This window comes from Oryzomonas rubra (genome assembly GCF_008369015.1).
Taxonomy (GTDB): domain Bacteria; phylum Desulfobacterota; class Desulfuromonadia; order Geobacterales; family Pseudopelobacteraceae; genus Oryzomonas; species Oryzomonas japonica.
Genome location: NZ_SRSD01000004.1, coordinates 179,229 through 196,784, shown reverse-complemented (window position 1 = coordinate 196,784; position 17,556 = coordinate 179,229). Strand labels below are relative to the sequence as shown.

The window sequence follows — 17,556 nt, the reverse complement described above, 5'->3', positions numbered from 1 at the left end:
AGGGTATCATTTTCACATGGATTGCGTGAGGTAACGCGTGTAGTTTCGTGTGCCCCGCACCGGTTCGGACCAAACGGTCATGGAGTGGAATTGGGCGATGATGGACACCCTTGAAGCGATACAAACCAGGAGGAGCGTTCGCAGATTTTCCGACAGGCCGGTGGAGGCGGAGAAGCTGCAGAGCGTCTTGGAGGCGGCCCGGATGGCGCCGTCGTGGGCGAACATGCAGTGCTGGCGATTTGTGGTGGTGCAAGACCCGGCCATGAAGCGAAGGCTCAGCGAACATTCGGTAGCGGATTCATTCGTCACGGCCAAGGGGTACAAATCCAACCCTTCCCAGCGGGCCCTTGCCGAGGCGCCGGTGGTGGTCGTCGCCTGTGCCGAATGCAACCGGTCGGGGGACACGCGGGGGCAGCAGTATTATATGGCCGATGTGGGGATGGCTGTGGCAAGCCTGATGCTGGCCGCCCATGCCGTGGGGCTGGGGAGCGTCTTCGTCGGCATCTTTGATGAGAAGCAGGTGGGAAGCCTGCTCGGTATTCCGGCCTACATCAGTATCGTGGGGCTCATCCCCCTTGGCTATTCCCTGGAGACACCCGAATGTGGAGCCTCGCGGAAACCCCTGGATGAAATCGTGCATTACGAAGCCTGGGGGCCTCGGGCCATGGAGTGACATGACCATCTTGCATTTGTGCCAGGGATTGGTATAGTCTAGCAATAATTGGTGTAACTAGTGGTAAATAAAAGTTTTTTAACAACGGAGGGAAAAGCCCGCACGGAGGCAGCCATGCTTATCCACGTTCTTTATGACGACAATAAATACGATTACGTCAAAGGCTTCCAGCTCGACAGGTTGCTGGAGGTGAAGAAGGTTCAAAAGTTCAAGCGGAGTACGGGGTGGGTCACCGTCGGCGTAGACCCCCTTCGCTGGAGAAAAAGCCCGAATTACCACGGCGTTGAGCGGAGGGCGGCCTAGCCCCGTGACGGCTTGTCAGTGAAGAAGCGGCCGTTGGGCGTGCAGTCTCCCGGTTGCGCCGGTTCTTCGCCGGGCAGTGAAAATAGTTGTGCGATATGCGACACCCCGCCGGAGACCTTCCGGCGGGGTGTCGCGTTATGAGTACAGAGGGTCAGAACCTGACTCCTACGCCGCCCCCCAGGAAATTCAACTCGTCGTCGAACTGGCGCCGGTATTCCACATTGACGAAGAACGGTCCAAAGAGCAGGTCGCCCCCGGCCAGGGCCACGGGAGTACCCTTGGTGCCCCGCTTGTCATGAAACACCAGTGCCGCGCCGAGGCCGGCGTAGGGCTGGAAAAAGGGGATCGGGGCGTGAATCTTGAACAGGGCCGTGATGGGCAGGGACTCGTCGCGTCTGATGGACCTGGCGTTGTCCTTGTCGAGCATGACATAGGCCGCGGTAGCGCCGATGGAGACCAGCCGGTTGAGGTAGAGGTCGGCAAAGGCTTCGGTAAAGTTGCTGCTGCGGTTGGTGGCGGCTCCGCCGCGGATGCCGATCCCCAGGGAGTCGGCCGCGAGGGCGTTTGTGGCCAGGGCCAGGGTTATGAGCAGGGCGATGATGGTTTTCATGGAAGTTCTCTCCTTGTCAATAAATGTTCCGGCCCATGACAGGCCTGAAAGGGTGGTTTTCTAACGCTGTGCCTCTTCGCTGATGGCCCGGATGGCGTCGAAGACGACGGTGTCGTATTTATCCTGGCTGATGGCCTGGGCGACCGCGGGGATCTTGAGCAGGGTCTTGACGAAGCCGAAGCGCAGGTCCCGGGGGAGGCAGGCGATGTAGGCCACCAGATGCTCCTCCTGCTCGGGTGCCAGCAGCGGCGAAGCCTGGAGGAGCGCCGTCAGGTCGGTCATGGTGGCGGCCTGGATGTCGTCGCGCTGGGCCGCCGCCTTTTCGGCCACCTGGGGCCAGTTGTCCAGGATGTCGGCAGCCGTCAGGGGACGATGGCGTTCATCGGCCAGCCAGCGCATGAACATGATGGCCGCCTCCCTGCCGACGATACCGGAATAGACCTCCATCTCCAGGTCGCCGGGAAAGCGGCAGTTCCGGCGCAGGACGCTGATCATCTCCCAGGCCCGTTCGGTCGGCTCCACCGGGAGGTCCATGGGAGCCCCCTGGCTGGCCAGCAGGTTGGTGTTGGCGGACAGGAACTGCCGCACCCCGTCATCCAGCCCCCGTTCGGCGGCATAGCGCGACCAGCAGGCGTGGTCGCTCTCCACGTAGAGCATCACCATCCGGTCGATCAGAGCCCGGTCCAGGGTGGCCACCTGATAGCTGCCGTCGGGCGGATTGATGGTCACCACCACCTTGTGGCGGGGGGCCAGCCGGTGGGTGTGCAGGGCGCGCGGTTCGCCCTCGATGGGGGGCTCGACGAACTGGAAGATGGCCTGGAGGGTATCCTCCTGCTGGGCGCGGTTCAACTCGTCGCAATGGACCACGGTGGGCGGGTCGTCGTCGGCCGGCCACCAGGACGGGCGCGACCAGTGCATGATGTCCCCCTCGCGGTAGGGGATGCCGACCAGGTCGCCGACCTCCATCTGCCCGAGGCGCAGGGAGGCGTAGCGCCAATTGTCTTCGCGGCAGACCTGGATGATCCCGGCGGTTTTACCGACGCCGCGGTGCCCGACGACACACGGTGTCAAATCGGTTTTTGCGAGGATTTCCCTCAGAACCAGCTTCAGTTGGGCAATGTTCACGCGCTTTCCTTCTTGGGTGTTTGGATTTTCTGATCATAGCCGCAAATGGTGTGAGCTTCAAGTGCGCTGACGTTTTTTTGCGGCTCGTCCGGGAAACGCCTTATCATAAAAGGCAAAGTGTGATATAGACAAAAGCATTTAGACGGCCGTGCGCTAGGGGGACAGTCATGGGGGAACAGGGGCGGCGCCTCACATACAGCGGCAAGTCCTTGCTGTTGCTGGTCGCTCTGATCGCTGCCGGTTTTGCCGGAAACTTCTTCTCCCTGCGCCTCTTTACCGGTTTCAACTTCCTGTTCGGGAGCATAGCGGTACTCCTGGTGGTCCGGCTGTTCGGCATCCGCTGGGGCCTTGTGGCCGGACTGGCCGCCTCGGCATGGACCGTCCCGCTCTACGGGCACCCCTATGCCGTGATCTGGCTCTGCGGCGAACCGCTCTTTGTCGGCTGGCTGCTGCACAAGGGGAAAAAGCGCAACATCCTCCTCTACGACGCCTGCTACTGGCCGTTGGTGGGAGTACCCCTCGTGTGGCTGTTCTTCCAGCATGTCATGCATGTTTCGGTGCTGGGAACCGTGGCCGCCATGCTGACCTACTGGGTGGTGGGCATCACCAATGCGCTGGTCGCCAGTCTCCTGCTGACCTATATCCCCCGCATCGCTCCCCTTTACGGCCTGGACATGTCCCGCACCATCCCGATCCACCATCTGATCTTCAATATCCTGATGGCCGTGGTGCTGATACCGTCCATCGTGGTCATGGTGATCTACGGCAAGGGGGCCGAGAACCGCTACCTCAAGGAGATGTATGCGGGCATCGACGATAGCCTGAAGGTCGCCAGCTACGAGACCCGACTCAAGCTCCGGGAGCTGGCTGCGAAGGCCGATGGGGCCAAGCCCCGGGACGCTGAAGTCGCTGTCTCCCTCCATGGCATTCTTTTGGATGCGCGGGGCAGGCAACCGTGGCGCATCACCCTGGTGGACGGTGCCGGCCGAATCATCGCCGGCACCGACAGCGTTCCGGGGAGTGTGTCACCGTACGATCCCTGCCGCGGCGGCTCGCTGGAACAGGTCGGGGAGAACGGCATCTACCGCTGCATGCCCACGGCGGACAGGCCCGTGCCGCTCCTGCAGCGGATGCACGACGCGACCTTCCTGCGCCGCGCCCCCCTGGCGGGCACCACCTGGAGCATGGCGGTCGAATCCCCGTTTGCGCCCTACCAGCGCGCGCTGCTCCATGATCATATCAAGTCGCTGTTGATCGTGCTCGGCCTGAACATGTTCGTTCTGGTAACCTCCCTCTCCCTGTCCCATCGCCTGGCCGCTCCCCTGTACCGGCTGTCCCAGGTGACAACCGACCTGCCCAAACGCCTGCTGCGGGAAAACATCAGCGCGTGGCCGGAGAGCATGGTCAGCGAGATCGACCAGTTGATCGGCAACTTCAAGGTCATGTCCATCGCCCTCAGCCAGCGTTTTCAGGAGATCACCTATACCAACGAGACCCTGGAGCACCATGTCGCGGAGCGCACCGGGGAGTTGACCCGGGCCAACGAGGAGTTGCAGAAGGAGATTGCCGAGCGGAAAACGACCGAACGCCAGCGCGACCACCTGATGGTGGAGTTGCAGAAAAAGAACAAGGAGTTGGAGGGGATCGTCTATGTAGCATCCCACGATCTGCGCTCGCCTCTGGTCAATGTGCAGGGATTCAGCCGCAAGCTGGCCAAGAGTTGCGCCGAGCTGGACGAGTTCATGGCCGGGCTGGCCCTGGACGGGGCCCAGCAGGCCCGCATCGAGCCGCTACTCCGGGAAACCATCCCCAAATCCCTTGGGTTCATCACCCGCAGCATCGAGAAGATGGACAGCCTGTTGAACGGCCTGCTGCGGCTCTCCCGCCTGGGGAGGACGGCGATTTGCTTTGAAACCCTTGACATGCACCTTGTGATGTCAAATATTATTGCTTCCGTAACCTACCAGATCGAATCCGCGGGGGCGCGGGTCGAGGTCGCCCCGCTTCTGCACCCCTGTATCGGGGACAGCGTCCAGGTTACCCAGATATTCAGCAATCTGCTGGATAACGCCTTAAAATACCGCGCCGCGAATCGCCCGCTGGTGGTGAATATCGTAAGCGAGAAGTTTGCCGAGGGGGTGCGCTACTGCGTGGAGGATAACGGTATCGGCATCCCCCGCGACCAGCAGGACAAGATCTGGGAGATCTTCCATCGCCTCAATCCGGGGGAAACCCCGGGGGAGGGATTGGGCCTGACCATGGCGCGCCGCATCGTCGATCGCCTGGGGGGCTCCATCTGGGTGGAGTCCGAGCCGGATGTGGGCAGCCGCTTCTATGTCGTCCTGCCGTGCGCACCCGAATCTGATGGACATGTGACCACAGGAGCATGAGATGATCGATGACAGGTTCAAGAAAGAGGTCACCATCCTGATTGCCGAGGACGATGACGGCCACGCCGAACTGATTCAGGACAATCTGCAGGAGGCGGGCCTCAGAAATCCGATCATCCGGTTTCGCAACGGCCAGGAGGCCCTGGACTTTTTCTACGGCGCGTCCGACGGCGATGCGCCCCGGTGCGAAAAGGGACTGGCGTATATGATGCTCCTGGATATCCGCATGCCCAAGGTGGACGGCGTGGAGGTGCTCCGGCAGATCAAGTCCGACCCGGAGTTGAAGAATATGCCGGTAATCATGCTGACCACCACCGACGACCCCCGGGAGGTCCGTACCTGCTACGCCCTGGGATGCAGTTGCTACGTCACCAAGCCGGTGGATTACCAGAAGTTCGCCGAGATGCTGAACAGGCTGGGACTGTTCCTGCTGGTGGTGCAGGTGCCGGATCTGGACGGGGTAGAGGGCAGAATAGAACAACTAACTTAATTTTCGGAGGAATCTGCTATGTGCGGAATTGTTGGCTATATCGGTGGGCAAGAGGCAACGCCGGTCATACTGGAAGGGCTCAAAAAACTGGAATATCGCGGCTACGATTCGGCCGGCATCGCCACCCTGGCGGGCGGCGGATCGGGCATCCGGCGTAGCGAAGGCAAACTGGTCAACCTGGAAAGACTGCTGCGCGAGCAGCCGCTCTCCGGGGTGATCGGCATCGGCCACACCCGCTGGGCGACCCACGGCCGCCCCTCGGAAATCAACGCCCACCCCCACAAGGCCGGCCCGGTCATCGTGGTGCACAACGGCATCATCGAAAACTACCTGTCGCTCAGGGAAGCGCTCAAGCAGTCCGGCCATATCTTCAAGAGCGAGACCGATACCGAGGTCATCTCCCATCTGGTGGAGGAAAAACTCAAGGGAACCTCCGACTTCGTGCAGGCGGTCCAACAGGCCCTGGCCGAACTGCGGGGCGCCTATGCCGTGTGCATCCTCAACGAGCGCGAACCGGGCACCCTGATCGCCGCCAAGCTGGGCTCCCCCATGGTGGTCGGCCTGGGCGAGGGGGAATTCTTCGTTGCCTCGGACATCCCCGCCATCCTGGCCCATACCCGGGAGATGGTCTTCATGGAGGATGGGGAAATGGTCGTGTTCCGTGCCGGCACGGTCGCCTTCTCCACCATCGCCGGCGCTCCGCTGGACAAGAAGGCGCGGCACATCGACTGGTCGCCGCTCATGGCCGAAAAAGGCGGATACCGGCACTTCATGCTCAAGGAGATTCACGAACAGCCCCGGGCCGTGCGCGACACCATCGCCGGCCGTCTCTTGGAGAATGAAGGGGATGTGTACCTGGAAGACCTGAAGTTCAGCGACCAACAGCTGGCGGCCGTGAGGCGGATCGTTATCGTGGCCTGCGGCACCTCCTGGCACGCCGCCCTGGTGGGCAAATTCTACATCGAGGGGTATTGCCGCATCCCGGTGGAGATCGACATCGCCTCGGAATTCCGGTACCGCAACCCGGTCATCGACGGGACTACCCTGGTGATGGTCATTTCCCAGTCGGGGGAGACCGCCGACACCCTGGCGGCCCTGCGCGAGGCCAAATCCCGCGGCGCCATGAACATGGCCATCTGCAATGTGCTGGATTCCTCCATCGCCCGGGAAGCCGCCGGTGTGATCTACACCCACGCCGGTCCCGAGATCGGGGTGGCCTCCACCAAGGCCTTCGTCACCCAACTCACGGCCCTGTACCTGTTCACCATCCGCCTGGGGCGGGCCGTCCGCGCCATCGACGTCCCAGCCGGCCAGAGTATGATCGCCTCCCTCAAAAAGGTCCCGGCCCTGCTGGAAGAAGCCCTCAAGCTCAACGCCGATACCGAGCGCATCGCCCGCAAGTACATGAACGCCCGGGATTTCCTCTACCTGGGGCGGGGGAAGAACTTCCCCATCGCCCTGGAGGGGGCGCTCAAGCTCAAGGAGATCTCCTACATCCACGCCGAAGGCTATCCGGCCGGCGAGATGAAGCATGGGCCCATCGCCCTGATCGACGAGGAGATGCCGGTGGTCATGCTCGTCCCGGAGAACAGCGCCTTCGAAAAGACCCTGTCCAACATGGAGGAGGTCATCGCCCGCAACGGCCGGGTGATCGCCCTGTGCAGCGAAGGCGATCAAGAGGTCAAAGGACGCGCCGAGGATACCATCGAGATCCCCCGCATCGACGAGGACCTGGACCCGTTCCTGCTCTCCGTGCCGTTGCAGCTTTTGGCGTATCACATCGCCGTGTTGAAGGGGACCGACGTGGATCAGCCAAGGAACCTGGCCAAATCCGTTACCGTGGAGTAGGGGCGGAATATTCTGATGAAAGATGTTCGAAATGAATAATGTATGAAACACAATTATGTTAGTAAGATTGCATCTTTTCGCCCTCTTTCCCGGTTGTCAGGGATATCCTTACGCGATCTTGTGGTGTCTGTCGGACCACTGATGTTGCTCACGGTCATCGCGATCGTGGCGGCATATTGGTTAATTCGTCCAGCACCTCCCACAACCATTACTATTGCCAGCGGCTCCAAAGGTAGCACTTTCCGAATTACAGCTGAAAAATATCAAAAGATACTGGCGCGAAAAGGCGTTACGCTGAAAATTCTACCGACAGAAGGGTCGTTTGATAATCTCAAAAAACTAAACGACCCCACGATTCCCGTTGATGTCGGTTTTGTGCAGGGCGGTTTATCCGGCGGGATGGAGCTTGACAAGCTGGTTTCGCTGGGAAGCCTGTTCCATGAACCACTCTTTCTTTTTTACCACAGTAATGCACCGGTGACGTTACTCTCCGAGTTTGATGGGAAGCGGATTGCAATCGGGCCTGAGGGGAGTGGAACTCATGCCCTCGCAATGATCTTGCTTAAGGCTAACGGTATCGAGCCTACCGGCTCGACGGTGCTTATCAATGTAGGGGGGGAAGAGGCGGCGCAAGCTCTGATCAGCGGGAAGATCGACGCCGCATTCCTGATGGGAGATTCTGCCACTCCACCGGTTATACGAAAACTTTTGTCGGCTACCGGTATCGGGCTCCTCAATTTTGTCCAAGCCGACGCTTATGCTCGCCGCTATCCCTATCTCTATAAGGTCAATTTACCCATGGGGGCGTTTGATTTCGGCAAGAATGTTCCGCCGCAGGATGTTTCCCTTATCGCCCCCACCGTAGAGCTTGTCGCACGGGAAAGCTTGCATCCGGCACTCTCCGACCTCTTGATCGAAACGGCACGTGAGGTCCATGGTGGCGCCAAGCTGTTACAGCACGCGGGTGAATTTCCTGCGCCATTAGAGCACGAATACCGTATAAGCGCTGACGCACGACGTTACTACACCTCTGGGAAAAGCTTTTTCTACCGCTATCTCCCGTTCTGGCTCGCAAGCCTCGTGGACCGTTTGCTCGTGGTGGTCGTGCCGATCGTTGTGTTACTGATTCCAGGGCTGAAACTTGTGCCGGCACTTTACAATTGGCGTATCAGGTCGCGGATTAACCGCTGGTACGGCATTTTGATAAATCTCGAACGCGACATGCTCGCGCAGCCTTCGCCTGATGAGCGAGAAGAATTGTTAAAAAAGTTCGACATTATCGAGGCAAATGTCAACAAGATGAAAATACCCTTGGCCTACACCGAACAATTTTACGTACTTCGCGACCATATTGATTTTGTGCGTCATCAGTATAGTAAAGCCACGGCATAGATTGACGTTCCCCCCAAAAGCTGGACCAGTTTCCGGGGAAAAGAGCAGCAGCCAAAGAAGGCTTAAACATCGGGTGCATAATACTCGCTTAGACCAGTTGGCATAATACCGCCGCTGGCCATGCCCAAGCCGTTATACGGAGAAATCGTGTGACGACATCATGGCCAATCTTCTGAAGACTACGATTAAAAACGTCTCGAAGGCATGACGACAAATGAAGAAGTGTGATGGTAACAGGATGAAAAAGGAAGAGAGCTGCTCGGTGATCATGGCCCGGCAGGAACACGGGATCTCCCGCAAACTCATGAGCCCGAACGCCTTGCGCACCCTCTACCGCCTGAAAGAAAACGGCTTTCTCGGCTATCTCGTAGGTGGCTGTGTGCGCGACCTCCTGCTCGGCCGGGAACCGAAGGATTTCGACGTGGTAACCAACGCCACCCCTGGCGAGGTGAAGCGGATGTTCCGCAATTGTCGTCTTGTCGGGCGACGTTTTCGGCTTGCGCACATCCACTTCCAGGATGAGATTATCGAGGTGGCGACCTTTCGGTCACTGGCGGCGAACGAGCCGGAGCCCGAGCCGAAAGAAGCAAGCGGGTCGGACCACCGGCAACGGCCCCCGCAGATGCTGAAGGACGATGATGGCATGATCCTGCGGGACAACGTCTACGGCACCCCCGAAGAGGATGCCCTCCGCCGTGACTTCACCATTAACGCGCTTTCCTACAATATCGCCGATTTCTCGATCATTGACTACACGGGAGGCCTCGCCGACCTCAACGCCGGCATCATCCGCACCATCGGCGATCCCGCCGGCCGCTTCCAGGAAGATCCGGTACGGATGCTGCGGGCGGTGCGGTTTGCCGCCCAACTTGCCTTTACCATCGAGGAAAATACCCTGAAGGCGCTGGTCGCCGCCACCGATACCATTGTCAGGGCGGCGGCGCCGCGCCTCTACGAAGAGATGCTCAAGCTTTTCCTCTCGGGAGAGGGGGCAACGTGCTACGGACTTCTCCGCCAGACCGGGCTCTTTGCAGCGCTTTTTCCGGATTTTTCGAGCTGGCTCGGCGCCGAAAGCGAAGGCTTTCCCCACGCCCGGTTCGGGGAAATGCTCAGCTACGTCGATTCCCGTATCCAGCAGGGGGACAAGGTCTCCCCGCCGCTCCTCCTGGCACTTCTTTTCGGTGAGTACATTGATGGGAAGACGGCGCATTTCCGCCAACAGGGTGCGCCCTGGCAGCAGAGCGTTAACGCCGCAGTTGCGGAGTTCATGGGTGAAACCTGCCCGATCATTATGATCTCGAACCGCGTCGGGCTCGCGCTCCGTGACATCATCAGCCAGCAGATGCGCCTGAAAAAGATTCCCGGCCGCCGACCGGAGTCTTTCATCGCCCGTCCCGATTTCAATGACATCGTCGAATATTGCCGGGCGACCTGCGGCGACAACAAGGATGTCGTCAAACAGCTCGACTGGTGGGCGGCTCAGGCACGGCAGCAGGCGCCGGTGCCGCTTCCTTCCGGAGTCACCGAAGAGGCCGGGGCGCCGCAACGGAAGAGAAAAAGACGCCGCCGGCGGAATCCACAGGTGAAAAGCAGGACGGAAGGGGTATAATTGGGGCGGAGTCGAAGCCAAAACCTCAATAAAAGGTCAATTGTTTCGGCTCTTTTCCCGCAGTCCGGTTATCATCACGAATGTTACAAAGGAGTTATCATGCGATATTTAATTTGCCTGTCCCTGGCAGCTCTGTTGCTCGCCGCTGCCGGTACGGCCTGCGCAGAAGGCAGTGCCATTGGATATGGCGTTGAGCTTGAAGGTTTTCCCTATCCCTACGCAGTCGAGCATTTCCGGTTTGCCTCCCAGGGGCGCGACCTCCAGATGGGGTACATGGATGTGAAGCCCACAAGCAGGCCCAACGGGCACACGGTTGTGTTGATGCACGGGAAGAATTTTTGCGGCGCGACATGGGAGGTCACTATCTCTGTCCTGGCCGATGCGGGTTACCGGGTCGTCGCTCCCGACCAGATCGGCTTCTGCACCTCGACCAAGCCGGCGTATTACCAGTACAGCTTCCAGCAGCTTGCCGCCAACACCAGGGCCCTGCTGAAGCAGTTGGGAGTGTCTCGTTCCATACTGGTTGGGCATTCAACCGGGGGGATGCTGGCGACCCGCTTTGCCTTGATGTACCCGGAGGCTGTGGAGAAGCTGGTCATGGTCAACCCCATCGGGCTGGAAGACTGGAAAGCATTGGGCGTGCCGAGCCGGACCGTGGACCAGTGGTATGAGCGGGAGCTGAAACTTTCGGCCGAGGGGGTGCGCCAGTACGAGAAGTCGGTCTATTACGGCGGGCGCTGGAAAGCGGACTACAATCGCTGGGTGGATATGCTGGCGGGGCTCAACCAGGGGCCGGGGCACAAAGCGGTCGCCTGGAATTCGGCGCTCATCTACGACATGATTTTTACCCAGCCGGTGGTGTATGAGTTTCCCCTGTTGAAGGTGCCTACCACCCTGATGCTCGGCGATGCCGACACCACCGCCATCGGCAGTGACATCGCCCCACCCGAGGTTAAGGCAAAGGTCGGCCGCTACAAGCTGCTGGGCAAGGAGGTCATCAAGACGATTCCCCATGGCCGTTTAATAGAGTTCCCCGGTTTCGGGCATGCGCCGCAGATCGAAGCCCCGGCAATGTTTCATAAGGCCTTGCTCGATGAGCTCGGGAGAGCAAACAACTGATTATCGGTGGTAGCCGGTAGTTCGCAGCTTCGGCTCTGATCCGATTTGAGGTTGATGCCCTGACCGATCTGATCGGGAAAATAAGACTATTTCATGGGTATAATGGGCGGGAAGAACATTTTAGTATTGCCGAATGAGCCCGGCTGTGCGATAACCACTTGAAATATCGTGCGAGCCGACATCCCATTGTTGCCCCATGCTTGCATTGTCACCTGCCGATGGGAACCGGCAGCTACTCTTGCCGTAAGGGAAGCCGCGGATACACTATGGAAAGCCGACTTGTCCCCCGCCACCGCTCCGACCAGTTACCTGACTCCTTGTCCACGGTCCTGCTCGTATTGCCCGACAGGTTCGAGATTACATCACAGTTGATGGATATCAGTTGTCAGGGTATGAAGCTCGCCATCCCCCCGACCCCCGTCCCCCTGACAATCCCCCGAAAGACCGAAACCGTCGAGGTTGTCTTTCACGCCTCGCGCCTGCGGGTTAGCTGCCGGTGTATCTATTCCTCCTACAATCCTGACGGCAGCATATCCATGGGTATGTATGTCTTCGACCCCCATCAGCAGGACCAGTTGCGCACCCTTTTGGCGGAAAACGAGTAGCCCGCCGCCAAACCATACGGCACACTAGTCGCCGACCGCCACCAGGATACTGCACGGAGCCCGTTCCAGAAGCGATATGCCTACCGACCCTTTCCACCAACGGGAGGCAAAGGATGTCTGCTTCCGGTGCCCCAGCACGATCAGGTCCACCTCCAGTTCGGCCGCCAGGCGGCAGATCTCTTCAACCGGCTCCCCGTAAGCCAAATGGCCGTAAGCGCTACCCCCTCCCTCGCGTAACAGGGCGACCCCATCGTCGATGGTGCTCTGGATGTGCCGCTGTTCCTGCTCCATAACCGTCTCCGGCACAAAACCCTCGGCGAGGAAGACGCCCGACGGCATGCGCATGACCGCCAGCAGGTGGGTTTCCGCACGGAGCAGGTGGGCAATGTCTGCGCATTCGAGGAGCGCCACCCGGCCCTCCTCGGTGCCGTCATAAGCGAGCAGGATCTTTTTGTGCATGATGGTCTCCTTTTCTTGCGTGAACCATGCAGGTGGAAGCGCCCGCCCGCCGCCATGAACGAGTCCTGGGGCTGCCGGTGCAGGGATGGCAACAAAACGCAGCATGCTTCTCGTGATAATTATTGTCAAGAGCAACCGCGGCTGTCGTTCGTCGTTTGCAGTTTGTTCGGAGAACCGATGGCCGTTTGGGCGCGGACGGTATTTTTTAGAATTTTTTGTTTTTAGAATTACCGCTGTTTGAGCTATTCTGGCAGCGTTTTGCAGTAAAGCAGAAAGAGGTGGCGTATGAGTATGTTTTCAAGGTGGCGGATTGCCGTCCCCCTCGTGGTGGCATCCATGCTGGTTCAGTCGGTTCTCGATCTGTCGGCGGCAGCTTCCGCTGCCGGGGGCAACGTCTACGAGATCCCCCTGAGCGAGCTTAAGAAGGTGGAGAAGAAGAAACCGAAGAAAGCGGAAACCAGGAAACACGCGGAAAAGAAGCGAACCCATACAGCGCCCCGTAAGGTGTCGGAACCGGCAGGCACTCCCGCCCCGCCCATCCCTGCGTTGCCTGTGGCCCAGAACGAGGCAACGGCCCCGGAAACAGCGGACAGCGTCAATATCAGCCATGAACCATACAGCTACGTGGTGCCGGGCAAGCGGACCACCGTTAAGGTCGTGGTCAGCCTAGACGGGGTACAGTCAGTTCGGTGCCGCTTCCGCGCAGGGGGGGATAAGGGTGGCGACGCCTGGGTGCCGATGGCAAAGGTGCAGGGAAGCCAGTTTACCTATGGTGCATCCCTGCCTGCCCTCGAACCGGGCGCCACAGCGCTCCGGTACCGTGTCGTCGTTGTCGACGCCGCGGGGAATGAAATTCACAGCAAGGAGTTTGTTACCCCCGTGAAGGCAACCCCGGTCGTACCCGGCTGGCAGCAGGACTCGTCCAAGGAGCCGGTGAGTGCCGTTCTTGGGAACCCCCGGCAGCCTCTTGAGGGGTTCTCCGGTGTGGTCATCGAGAATGCCGACCGGAAGTGATGACGTGCCGCCGCTGGTAAGACGCCGGAAATAAAAACGCAATAAAAATAACATGGTTAGCTTTCAGGGGGAGGACTCGGAGGGGTTCTACCCGCCTTCAGTCGGTTGTACAGCACCGGCAGGAGCGCGAACAGGCCCAGGAGGGCGAACGAGCCCAGCACCCGCGGTGAGGCGATGCCGGAGAGCGAGGTGATGCCGGCCAGGCTGGCCCCGGCATTGACATAGACGAAGCCGCCGGGGATGATGCCGATCATGGTGCCGAGCACAAAGGTGCGCAGCGGCAGACGGGTCAGGCCAGCCGCCAGGTTGATCAGGAAAAAGGGAAACAGCGGCACCAGCCGCAGAAAGAGCAGGTAGTTGAAGCCGCGGGTCTCCAACTCCCGGTTCATGGTTTCCAGTCTTGTGCCGAACCGGTTCTGGATCGCATCGCGCAGCAGATAGCGGGTCACCAGGAAGGCCAGGGTGGCGCCTATGGTGGCGGCACTATTTGCGTAGACTGTTCCCATGATCGAGCCGAAGATGGCGCCGGCAGCCAGGGAAAGGACGGCTGCGCCGGGGAGGGAGAGGGCGGTCTGGATGATGTAGACCGCCATGAAGCCTGCTACCATGAGGGCCCTATGGGAGGCATGGTATGCCATCAGGCTCTGGCGGTTGGCCTTGAGGGCCTCCAGGGTCAGGAAGCGTCCCAAGTCGAACCAGAGGAACAGGCCCACCCCGAGCCCTCCGGCCAGGGCGATCAGGAGCTTTTTCCACCGCATGGCCGCGTACTCCTTCAGCCCTTTGTTGCCTTGCCTTTTGCCGCCACCCGGGCGCTGAATTTGTCCAGATTGACGGTTACGCGCTCATGGGTCCCCGTGCCGATGACATCCGCCTCGTCCCGGGCCTCGATCTCCCACACCGTGCGTTTCCCGTCCACCTCGATGCAGCGGACCCGCGCCGTCACCTCCATGCCGGGAGGAGTGGCCGCCTGGTGGGTGATGTTGATCATGGTGCCCAGGGTCCGCTCTCCTTCGTCCAGATAGGGACGCAGGGCCTCCATGCAGGCCCATTCCATGAAGCCGACCATGAAGCCGGTGGCAAAGACCTCGGGCATTTCACGGAACAGGTCCGACTCGGGGTACAGGAAAGGGACGGTCTTCTCCCGCGGCACGCGATAGCTGAAGGTATGTTCCAGTCCCGCCGTAAGTGTTGTTTTCATGGTTTCTCACCTCTTTTGATAGCGTAGCAACTGCCGCCCCGCTGCCAGCGCAGCCAGGCGCCGAGCACCCTCTTGAGGAACGGCGTCAGGCGGGTGCGGTTATGGGCGTCGGCCAGCTTTTTGATCGCCTCGGCCTGGGTCGGGTAGGGATGGATGGTCCGGGCGATGGCCCCCAGGCCGAGGCCGCTTGTGATGGCCAGGGAAAATTCATTGATCATCTCCCCGGCGTGACGGGCTACGATGGTGGCGCCGATGATCCTGTCCGTGCCGGTGCGCAGGTGGACCCGGGCGAAACCCTCCGTATCGCCGTCCAGCACGGCCCGGTCCACCTCTGTCAGGGGCACGGTCAGGGTAGAGACCGGGATGCCTCGCTCCCGCGCGTCCCGTTCATACAACCCCACGTGGGCGATCTCAGGGTCGGTGTAGGTGCACCACGGGACGACCAGGCTGGATGTTTTCTGTCGCCCCATGAAGAGGGCGTTGGCGATCAGGATGCGGGCCAGGGCATCGGCGGTGTGGGTGAACTTGAAGGGGAAACAGCAGTCGCCGGCGGCATAGATGCGAGGATTGGAGGTTTGCAAGGTGTCGCTGATCACCACACCTCCCGGTCCGTGGGCCACGCCAGCCGCCTCCAGCCCCAGCCCCTCCACGTTAGGGGCGCGACCGACTCCTACCAGGATCGCATCCGCCGCAACCTCGGTTTCCGCGCCGTCCCGTTCCAGGCGCAGTACCTTATCGCTGCCCCGCCGTTCCACGGCCAGGACCGTTGTTCCCGTCAGCAGGTCAATCCCCCCGCGCATCAGGACGTTCTGCAGGACTTCGGCCGCATCCCGGTCCTCGCGTCCCATGATCCGGGGGGCCGTTTCGATCAAGGTCACCCGGCTGCCGAAGCGGGAGAAGGTCTGGGCCAGCTCGCAGCCGATGGGGCCGGCGCCGATCACCGCCAGGCGCGGCGGCAGTTCGGTCAGGGAGAACACGGTTTCGTTGGTCAGATACCCGGCCTCGGCCAGCCCCGGGATCGGCGGCGCGGCCGCCCGCCCGCCGGTGCAGATGGCGGCTTTCCTGAAGGGCAGTTCCTGGTCCCCCACCGCCACCCGGTCGCGGGCGACGAAGCGGGCCTCGCCCATGAAGACGTCAACCCCCAACTCGTCGCGGAACCGTCGGGCCGAATCGTGTCGGCTCAAGGAACTGCGCAGTCGCCGCATCCGCTCCATGGCTGCACCGAAGTCGAAGCCGACCACCTCACCCCCCCTGACACCGAACCGAGCCCCGTTGCGCGCGTCGAACAGAGCCCGCGCCGCGCGGATAAGCCCCTTGGACGGGACGCAGCCGTAGTTGAGGCAATCGCCCCCCATGAGGTGCCGCTCCACCAAGGCCACCCTGGCGCCCAGACCGGCCGCCCCGGCGGCGCAGACCAAGCCTGCGGTCCCGGCGCCGATCACCACCAGGTTGTAGCATCCCCCCGGCTGGGGGTTGATCCAGTCGCTGGGGTGAACATTATCCCGCAGTTCCCGGTTCTCCGGGGTGTCGGGCGCTATGGCCGGCGTCCCGCTCACGGCGTTTTGACAAACTGCATGGCTGCCGAGTTCATGCAGTAGCGCAGCCCGGTCGGCTGGGGGCCGTCGTCGAAGACATGCCCCAGGTGCGCCCCACAGCGGCTGCATACCACCTCGGTGCGTTTCGTGAAGAGGCCGTTGTCCGGCCGCAGGGTCACGTTTTCCGGAGCGACCGGTTCCCAGAAGCTGGGCCAGCCGGTGCCGGATTCATACTTGGTGTCCGAGCTGTAGAGGTCGTTGCCGCAGCAGATACAGCGGTAAATCCCCTTCTCGTGGTTGTTCCAGGTGATGCCGGTGTAGGCCCGCTCGGTCCCCTGTTCCCGGGTGACGTGGTACTGCTCCGGGGTGAGGAGCCTGCGCCACTCGGCCTCGCTCTTGATGACCTTGTCGCTCATGATATAGCCTTTCTGGGCCACTGAGTAGAGGCGGACCCGGGAGGTCCCGGCCGCGGTTGTCGTGGCCGCCGGCGTGCCGCCGCCGTTGCTGCATGCGCCGACCATCGAAAAGATGGCGATGGCGGCCAGAAGGATGTGATGCCGTTTCATGGATTACCTCCCGTGCTGTGGGGTAGCGGTCGCATACTCAATGTCCCGCCGAGCCGCCCCACAACTCTTTGAGCCGTTTGTCGCGGCCGCAACTGGTGCGATAGAATTTGTAACGGATCGGATTCTTTTTGTAGTAGTGCTGGTGGTACCCCTCCGCCGGATAGAAGGGACCGGCCGGGGTGATCTCGGTCACGATCGCCTCCCGGAAGGGCTTGCTCCGTGCCAAGGCCTCTTTCGATTGTTGGGCCAGCCGGCGCTGCTGCTCGTTGTGGTAGAAGATGGCACTACGGTACTGGTGTCCGCTGTCGCAGAACTGGCGGTCCTTCACGGTGGGGTCGATATTGTGCCAGTAGACCGTGAGCAGCCTGTCGTAGCCGATCCGGGACGGGTCGTAGACGATCTGCACCGATTCGGCATGGCCGGTGCCGCCGGCGGAGACCTCTGCGTAGGTCGGGTTTCTGGTCTGGCCGCCCGTATAGCCGGAGGTCACCGAGATCACCCCGGGCAGTTCGTCGAAGGGGTGTTCCATGCACCAGAAACAGCCGCCGGCAAAGGTGGCCTTCTCCTGGGCCGGGGCTGAACTTGCCGCCACACCAGAGGCCGGGATGAGCATGAAGGCC

The 17,556-nt window shown here is 60.9% G+C and carries 19 protein-coding genes; 10 read left to right on the top strand and 9 right to left on the bottom strand.

All coding sequences use genetic code 11. The annotated features are described in order from the left end of the window. Positions 1–12: 12 nt before the first annotated feature. Positions 13–264: a hypothetical protein gene (locus tag ET418_RS18435; RefSeq protein WP_246153008.1), complete on the bottom strand. Its 252-nt coding sequence runs from the start codon at positions 262–264 to the stop codon at positions 13–15. Between ET418_RS18435 and ET418_RS08140 the strand changes: the two genes are divergently transcribed. Both ET418_RS08140 and ET418_RS08135 read left to right on the top strand, forming a co-directional pair. Next, on the top strand, positions 161–673 hold the full coding sequence (locus ET418_RS08140; RefSeq protein ID WP_246153007.1) for a nitroreductase family protein: 513 nt from the start codon (positions 161–163) through the stop codon (positions 671–673). The genes ET418_RS18435 and ET418_RS08140 overlap by 104 nt on opposite strands. A 114-nt stretch (positions 674–787) precedes the next feature. After that, entirely contained in the window at positions 788–976 is a 189-nt protein-coding gene (locus tag ET418_RS08135) for a GSU3473 family protein (protein ID WP_149307098.1), read from the top strand. 151 nt (positions 977–1,127) lie between these two features. Here the strand turns inward: ET418_RS08135 and ET418_RS08130 are convergent, their stop codons facing one another. Beyond that, positions 1,128–1,586: a hypothetical protein gene (locus tag ET418_RS08130; RefSeq protein ID WP_149307097.1), complete on the bottom strand. Its 459-nt coding sequence runs from the start codon at positions 1,584–1,586 to the stop codon at positions 1,128–1,130. A 60-nt stretch (positions 1,587–1,646) separates the two neighbouring features. Then, positions 1,647–2,711, bottom strand: coding sequence for a hypothetical protein (locus ET418_RS08125; RefSeq protein ID WP_149307096.1), 1,065 nt, complete (start codon positions 2,709–2,711; stop codon positions 1,647–1,649). 167 nt (positions 2,712–2,878) lie between these two features. Between ET418_RS08125 and ET418_RS08120 the strand changes: the two genes are divergently transcribed. The 7 genes from ET418_RS08120 to ET418_RS08090 all read left to right on the top strand — a co-directional run bounded on the left by ET418_RS08120 (position 2,879) and on the right by ET418_RS08090 (position 12,164). After that, positions 2,879–5,101 carry a sensor histidine kinase gene (locus ET418_RS08120; protein ID WP_149307095.1) on the top strand — a complete coding sequence of 741 codons (2,223 nt, stop codon included), beginning with the start codon at positions 2,879–2,881 and terminating at the stop codon, positions 5,099–5,101. Position 5,102: 1 nt separating this feature from the next. Beyond that, positions 5,103–5,591, top strand: a complete 489-nt coding sequence (locus ET418_RS08115) for a response regulator (protein WP_149307094.1) — start codon at positions 5,103–5,105, stop codon at positions 5,589–5,591. An 18-nt stretch (positions 5,592–5,609) separates the two neighbouring features. Then, on the top strand, positions 5,610–7,439 hold the full coding sequence (glmS, locus tag ET418_RS08110) for a glutamine--fructose-6-phosphate transaminase (isomerizing) (protein WP_149307093.1): 1,830 nt from the start codon (positions 5,610–5,612) through the stop codon (positions 7,437–7,439). Positions 7,440–7,580: 141 nt separating this feature from the next. After that, on the top strand, positions 7,581–8,831 hold the full coding sequence (locus ET418_RS08105; RefSeq protein WP_246152990.1) for a TAXI family TRAP transporter solute-binding subunit: 1,251 nt from the start codon (positions 7,581–7,583) through the stop codon (positions 8,829–8,831). A 214-nt stretch (positions 8,832–9,045) separates the two neighbouring features. Continuing rightward, positions 9,046–10,440: a polynucleotide adenylyltransferase PcnB gene (gene pcnB, locus ET418_RS08100; RefSeq protein WP_246152989.1), complete on the top strand. Its 1,395-nt coding sequence runs from the start codon at positions 9,046–9,048 to the stop codon at positions 10,438–10,440. A gap of 99 nt (positions 10,441–10,539) precedes the next feature. Next, positions 10,540–11,559, top strand: coding sequence for an alpha/beta fold hydrolase (locus tag ET418_RS08095; RefSeq protein ID WP_149307091.1), 1,020 nt, complete (start codon positions 10,540–10,542; stop codon positions 11,557–11,559). A gap of 266 nt (positions 11,560–11,825) precedes the next feature. Then, a complete protein-coding gene (locus tag ET418_RS08090; RefSeq protein WP_149307090.1) occupies positions 11,826–12,164 on the top strand; it encodes a PilZ domain-containing protein in 339 nt (112 codons plus the stop codon). Positions 12,165–12,188: 24 nt separating this feature from the next. On the opposite strand, the gene ET418_RS08085 is transcribed toward ET418_RS08090, so the two are convergent. After that, on the bottom strand, positions 12,189–12,623 hold the full coding sequence (locus ET418_RS08085) for a universal stress protein (RefSeq protein ID WP_149307089.1): 435 nt from the start codon (positions 12,621–12,623) through the stop codon (positions 12,189–12,191). Between the two features lie 285 nt (positions 12,624–12,908). On the opposite strand from ET418_RS08085, the gene ET418_RS08080 reads away from it, so the two are divergent. Further along, on the top strand, positions 12,909–13,637 hold the full coding sequence (locus ET418_RS08080; RefSeq protein ID WP_149307088.1) for a hypothetical protein: 729 nt from the start codon (positions 12,909–12,911) through the stop codon (positions 13,635–13,637). A gap of 56 nt (positions 13,638–13,693) precedes the next feature. On the opposite strand, the gene ET418_RS08075 is transcribed toward ET418_RS08080, so the two are convergent. From ET418_RS08075 to msrA, 5 genes are read right to left on the bottom strand one after another with little or no spacing between them, the layout of a single operon-like run. Next, positions 13,694–14,395, bottom strand: coding sequence for a TVP38/TMEM64 family protein (locus ET418_RS08075; protein ID WP_149307087.1), 702 nt, complete (start codon positions 14,393–14,395; stop codon positions 13,694–13,696). Between the two features lie 14 nt (positions 14,396–14,409). After that, positions 14,410–14,835: a thioesterase family protein gene (locus tag ET418_RS08070; RefSeq protein ID WP_149307086.1), complete on the bottom strand. Its 426-nt coding sequence runs from the start codon at positions 14,833–14,835 to the stop codon at positions 14,410–14,412. Beyond that, positions 14,832–16,391, bottom strand: a complete 1,560-nt coding sequence (locus tag ET418_RS08065; RefSeq protein WP_246152988.1) for a mercuric reductase — start codon at positions 16,389–16,391, stop codon at positions 14,832–14,834. The genes ET418_RS08070 and ET418_RS08065 overlap by 4 nt, the downstream gene beginning before the upstream one ends. After that, positions 16,388–16,936 carry a peptide-methionine (R)-S-oxide reductase MsrB gene (msrB, locus tag ET418_RS08060; protein ID WP_218043381.1) on the bottom strand — a complete coding sequence of 183 codons (549 nt, stop codon included), beginning with the start codon at positions 16,934–16,936 and terminating at the stop codon, positions 16,388–16,390. The genes ET418_RS08065 and msrB overlap by 4 nt, the downstream gene beginning before the upstream one ends. A gap of 37 nt (positions 16,937–16,973) precedes the next feature. Further along, positions 16,974–17,549, bottom strand: a complete 576-nt coding sequence (msrA, locus tag ET418_RS08055; protein ID WP_246153005.1) for a peptide-methionine (S)-S-oxide reductase MsrA — start codon at positions 17,547–17,549, stop codon at positions 16,974–16,976. Positions 17,550–17,556: the final 7 nt, after the last annotated feature.